Raw genomic sequence first — 1,206 nt, 5'->3', positions numbered from 1 at the left:
CGGCCACCACCACGATGAAGATGCCCTGCAGCCGGCCGCGCATGGCGTCCGGCGTCGCCGCCTGCAGGATGGTGTTGCGGAAGACGCCGCTCACCGTATCGGCCGCACCTGCAGCGGCGAGGCAGAGGGCCGCCGGCAGGAGCCATCCGCTCACGTCCCCGGCGGCCGCGGCGTTTGTCTGCCCGGCCATGACGACGACGGCGCCGAACCCCGCGACGGCTATCCCCCACACCACCACGCACCACAGCACCGCCAGCCCCTGCCGGCGGACGCCTCCCAGCGGCCCCGAGAACACCGCGGCGATGAACGACCCGGCGGCGACAGCGGCGAGCAGGATGCCCGCCGTCGCCTCGCCGCCGCCGATGATGACCGCACCGATGGCGGGCATCAGGGCGCGCGGCTGGGCCAGGACCATCGCGGCCATGTCCACCAGGAACGTCATGCGGATGTTGGGACGGGTGCGCAGGAACCGGAAGCCTTCGGCCACCGAGCGCAGGCCGGCCTTCCGGACCTCGCCTTCGGGCGGGATGGGCGGCAGCTTGACCACCGCCCAGATGGCCGCCGTGAAGGTGAGGACGTCGAGGGTGTAGGTCCAGCCGAAGCCCACCCCTGCCACCAGCACCCCGGCCGCCAGCGGACCGATGGTCATGCCGAGCCCGAACGTCATCATGGTCAGGGCATTGGCGGCCGGCAGCATCTCACGCCGGACCAGCCGCGGCACGATGGCGCTGCGGGCCGGCTGGTTGAGCCCGGCCGCGGCCGAATGCACCGCGATCACCAAGTACAGCAGCCACACCTGTTCCAACCGGAACCACGCCTGCAGCGCAAACACGGCGGTGCAGGCCCACAACACCAGGCCGGAATAGAGCGCTACCTTGCGCCGGTCGTAGGCATCCACCACCGAGCCGCCGTAGAGGCCCGCCAGCACCAGCGGGATCAGCCCGACGACGCCGACGCCGCCCACCGCCAAGGTCGACCCGGTGAGCTGGTAGACCTCCAGGCTTACAGCCACAGCCGTCAACTGCGCGCCGATCGCGGAGAGCGATGTCCCGATCCACAACCGGCGGAAATCCGGGCTCTCCTTGAGCGGCGCCGTATCGGCGAACAACTTGGGCATGGCGGAGATTCTAGTTGCCCGCAGCACCTTTCCCGGGGGTTCAAGCCCCGGCAGCCGGCGTGGCGGCCCGGCGGCCCGGCGGCCAGCGC

The 1,206-nt window shown here is 71.6% G+C and carries 1 protein-coding gene; it reads right to left on the bottom strand.

Annotated features, from left to right (window positions below; all coding sequences use genetic code 11):
* The coding region (locus AC5RUJ_RS16715) for an MFS transporter (protein ID WP_494156296.1) at window positions 1-1,117 on the bottom strand (1,117 nt) is incomplete at its 3' end.
* Between the last annotated feature and the right edge of the window lie 89 nt (window positions 1,118-1,206).

Source organism: Arthrobacter sp. Y3223164, from assembly GCF_059091005.1.
The sequence above is the reverse complement of the archived record's forward strand: the minus strand, read 5'-3'. Positions and strand labels throughout refer to the sequence as shown.